This is a genomic window from Chitiniphilus eburneus (assembly GCF_005048205.1).
Lineage (GTDB): Bacteria > Pseudomonadota > Gammaproteobacteria > Burkholderiales > Chitinibacteraceae > Chitiniphilus > Chitiniphilus eburneus.
In genome coordinates this window covers 1-4,191 of record NZ_SUMF01000063.1, presented here as the reverse complement: position 1 = coordinate 4,191, position 4,191 = coordinate 1, and the positions used below count along the sequence as shown (strand labels likewise).

4 protein-coding genes are annotated in these 4,191 nt (G+C 67.4%); 2 read left to right on the top strand and 2 right to left on the bottom strand.

From position 1 onward, the window contains the following. The coding region (locus tag FAZ21_RS19830; RefSeq protein WP_136775157.1) for a precorrin-2 dehydrogenase/sirohydrochlorin ferrochelatase family protein at window positions 1-561 on the bottom strand (561 nt) is incomplete at its 3' end. 163 nt (window positions 562-724) lie between these two features. Between FAZ21_RS19830 and FAZ21_RS19825 the strand changes: the two genes are divergently transcribed. Next, window positions 725-1,045 carry a c-type cytochrome gene (locus FAZ21_RS19825; RefSeq protein ID WP_246038797.1) on the top strand — a complete coding sequence of 107 codons (321 nt, stop codon included), beginning with the start codon at window positions 725-727 and terminating at the stop codon, window positions 1,043-1,045. Between the two features lie 287 nt (window positions 1,046-1,332). On the opposite strand, the gene FAZ21_RS19820 is transcribed toward FAZ21_RS19825, so the two are convergent. Continuing rightward, window positions 1,333-3,213, bottom strand: coding sequence for an ATP-dependent metallopeptidase FtsH/Yme1/Tma family protein (locus tag FAZ21_RS19820; RefSeq protein WP_169307513.1), 1,881 nt, complete (start codon window positions 3,211-3,213; stop codon window positions 1,333-1,335). Window positions 3,214-3,706: 493 nt separating this feature from the next. On the opposite strand from FAZ21_RS19820, the gene FAZ21_RS19815 reads away from it, so the two are divergent. Next, window positions 3,707-4,191 (top strand): hypothetical protein (locus FAZ21_RS19815; RefSeq protein WP_211243545.1); only part of this gene is annotated, 485 nt, incomplete at its 3' end.

Sequence of the window (4,191 nt, the reverse complement as noted above, 5' to 3'; positions counted from 1 at the left end):
CGGGCCGTCCAGCGCCTGTTCCCAGAAGCGGCGCCGCGCGCGGTCATCGTGCCCGAACCGCGCCTTCACCCGGTCGCGCAGGCGCCCGGCCAACTGCGCCAGCGCGCCGTAGCCATGTGGCAGCCAGGCCTCGATGCGGGCGCGGATCAGCCGCGCCAGCACCGGTGCGTTGCCGCCGCTGGAAATGGCGATCATCAGCGGCGAGCGATCGACGATGGAGGGGGTGATGAAACGGCAGCGCGCCGGATCGTCCACCACGTTGACCAGGATGCCCGCCGCCTCGCAATGGTGGTGCACGTCGGCGTTGATCGCGGTGTCGTCGGTGGCGGCGATCGCCAGGCGCATACCCTGGAGGTCGTCGGGTTGCCAGCGGCGCGCCCGATGCACGAGCCGGTTCTGTTCCCGCAGCGCGGCCAGCCCCTCGCACAGGGCGGGCGCCACCACGGTCAGGTGGCCGCCAGCAGCCAGCAGCAACTGGGCCTTGCGCAGCGCGACCTCGCCGCCCCCCACCAGCAGACAGGGTTGGGCGCGCAGATCGAGAAACAGCGGAAAATAGTCCATGAGGTGTGATTCTTGACCGTTATCAATGAGCTTGAAAGGACGCGCCAGCGGACGCGTCATCGTCGTTATTGTAAGGACTGCCGCTATCCTTTGGCTTTCATCATCGCATCGATGCACGCGATGGCCGGATCGCCAGGCGGCTGTCCCGCCTTTCGGAGCCCCCATGTCATCCATTCCACCACAGCGCATCGTGGCGCTGTTATGCCTGCTGTGTTCCTGGCCCGCGTCGGCCGCCGATCCCGCGCGGCTGGCCGCCAGCCGCGCCTGCCTTTCCTGCCATGCGCCGGCGGCGCGCATCGTCGGGCCGTCGTTCAAGGAGATCGCCGACCGCTACCGGGGTGACGCCAAAGCCCCCGGCGAGCTGGCCCGGATCATCCGCAAGGGCGGCAAAGGACACTGGGGGCAACTGCCGATGCCGGCCAACCCCGGCGTTTCGGAGGCCGAGGCCGCCGCACTGGCGCGTTGGGTGCTGGATCGCAAGTAGGCGTCCACGCGCCCGGCAAGGCTTTGTAGCGTCGAGCCATGCCGGGGCAGGGCACCGTGCCCGCCCGCGAGGCAAAAAAAAACCGGCCCTTGGGCCGGCACTCAATGACGCGGCGACGCGTCGCTTCTGGACGATGAAGTGGCGGTAGCTCCCCCTCCCGCCCTGGCTTTGCAGCCCGTCCGAAGCCATTCGCGATCCCGCTGCGCCCCCCGACACAGCGTTCGCGCTATGTGACGCCCGGATTCTATCGCTCCGGGTCGATGTCGCAAGGCCGATCCGGCCTGCGTTCAGGCCGCCCGCAATTCGGGCGATATACTGGCCACAGCCTGTTCCACGACGTTGCCGGGCACCGTTTCCTTATCCAGCAACTCCGCCACGATATGGCGTAGCGCGCCAGCGTGGCTGGTGAGGTGCGCCGTGCATTGTTCTTCGAGCCGCGACAGCAACTGCTTCGCTTCTTCGATGGCGTTACCCATTTCCGGCTGCACCAGCGCAGGGTTCTCGATGGCGGCCAGGTTGAACAGCGAGCCGCTGCCGCCGAAGCCGTACTGTGCCACCATCGCCAGCGCAATGCGGGAGGCTTCCTGTAGATCGTGTGCGGCGCCGGTCGATGCTTCGCCATAGGTGAGCAGTTCGGCGCAGCGGCCGCCCAGCAACATGACGATGCGGTTTTCCAGTTCGGACTTGCGATGCAGGTGGCGATCCTCGGGCGGGGAAACCAGCGTCACCCCCAGCGCGCCACCGCGCGGCAGGATGGTGACCTTTTCCACCCGGCCCACGTTCAGCAGTTGCGCGATCACGGCGTGGCCGGCCTCGTGCACCGCCACGCGCTCGCGCTCCTCGGTGGTCAGCGCGCGCACGGCGCCATTGATCTCGCCCATGCGCGAAATCTCGATGGCTTCCTGGAATTCGCGCTGGCCCACGGCATCCTTGCCGGCCTTGGCCGCCAGCAGCGTTGCCTGGTTGACGATCGATGCCACCGCTGCCGGCGACAGCCCGGTGGTCAGGCGTGCCAGTTGTTCGTAATCGATGCCGGCCTCGGTTTTCACGCGGTCGGCGTACAGGCGGAAGATGCCTTCGCGGTCGATCACGTCGGGCAGCTTCACATGCACGCGGCGGTCGAACCGGCCCTCGCGCAGCAGGGCTTCATCGACGTTGTCCACCAGGTTGGTGGCGCCGACCACGATCACACCGTCGCCGGGTGCGAAGCCGTCCATCTCGACCAGCACCTGGTTGATGATGCGGTTGCCCTCGCTTTCGGCCGGGCCGTTGCCGCTGCTGGTGCGCTTGCCGATGCCGTCGATCTCGTCGATGAACAGGATGCACGGCGCATGCTTGCGCGCGGCCTTGAACAGGGCCTTCACTTTCATCGGCCCCACGCCGTAGAACTTGGAGGTGAAATCGCTGCCGGATGCGGCAATGAACGACACGCCGCATTCGCCGGCCAGCGCGCGCGCCAGCAAGGTCTTGCCGGTGCCGGGCGGGCCCGACATCAGCACGCCCGCCGACGGCCGCGCGCCAAGCGCGGCGAACGATTCCGGGGTCTTGAGGAAGGCGGCGATATCCTGCAACGCATGTTTGGCCTCCTTGGCGCCGATCACGTCGTCGAACGTGGTTTCCACTTTGAGATTCAGGTCGTACTGGCGTCCGCCGACCCCGCCGCCGCGCACCATCCAGACCATGACGCCCAGCAGGCCCAGCATCAGGGTGATGTTCAGACTGCGCCCGACCAGCTCCAGCGCGCTGCCGGCGTCATTGCCGGCGCCGTCGTAACTGACGTTGTTGAGCATCACCACCTGGAACGGGGTGGCATGGTCGCGGTAGCGATCCAGTGCCCATTGGGCTACTGGCGTGCCGCGCCCGTCCTGTACGAAATAGCGCGCGCCGGCACGGGTGCTGACCAGTACGCTGTTGCGCGCCAGCCCCAGGGCGGCAACGCGGTCGGCGTCCAGGTCGCGCGCCAGGGTGGAGAGATCGCGCTCGGCGGCGAACCAGGCGTCCGGCTGCTCACGCATCGCCTGTGCCGTCTGCGGCAGGGTGCTGGCCGCCAGGGCCTGTTGTTGCGCGGAATCCCGGTGTTGTTGCCAGCCGTACCAGGATGCGGCGCCGATCACCAGCACGGCCACGCCGGCCAGCAGTGTCTTGTTGCGAAGAAGTCTGGATAACATGCAAAACCTCGTTGGAGGACGGAGCGCGCCTACAGGCATGCGTCATGTCTGCCTGCGGTGGCAACGCGCTATGCTTTCAATATTAGAAATATTATCGTTGACTGAAAACTGACAGTCAACGCTGGCCGTAGCGATGATCGGCATGAGGCGATGACGCGAAAATTTGCGTAAAGCCTTGTATGGAAGCCACTTTGTGTGGTCTTGCGGGGGAGGGGCGACAACTCGGCCTAGCCTGCTGCCTGCCTTTATATGAGGGTGCTGCTCGATTTGTGCCGTCAGCTTATCACCATGAAATGGCGCTGCCACCGACCGGTTGTCAGCTAATGGGCGTGAATGCTGCGGTCTGCCGGTGCCGCTATGGATGAACGCTGGTCGGAACGTGGGCGGGCGCCGGGCACTTTTACGCGGGCCGGGCATTCTAACGAATGGCTCCCGCGTACCAGGCCCCCTGTGTGTGCTGGCCGGTCGCGGCAACCCGCTTCAGGAGATGCTCATGGCCATCGACCCGATTGCAGCCGTTTCCCCGAATGTGGTGCCGCCGGTGGTGTTGCCCGCGGCAACCCAGCCTGGCGCGGTCCGGACGGCGGAGCCGTTGCCGCTGCTGGTCACGCCGGTGGATGAGGATGGGCGCGGCACCGAGGTGACGCGGCTGGTGGACGAAATCGGTGCCGCCAGCGTGGCGGCGAGCAAGGCCGATCCTTTGCGCCTGCGCGTGCCGGGGCCGTTCGACGATCCCTTCAATGTATCCAGCCTTGGATTTGCCGAGAGCCGCGCCGCCAATGGCGTGACGGCCCGCGCGGCCCAGGCGGCGACCGACATTGCGACGACGGGCGCGCAGGATGTCGTGGGCGCGCAGCTTGCCGCGGCGGCAGCGGCGGCGGCGGGTGCCGCGCCGACCGCCGCGCTGGCCGGCTCGCCCGAAGCGCTGGTCCGCGCCGGGGTGACCTCGGCGGCGTTGCGCACCGGCGCGCTCGACCC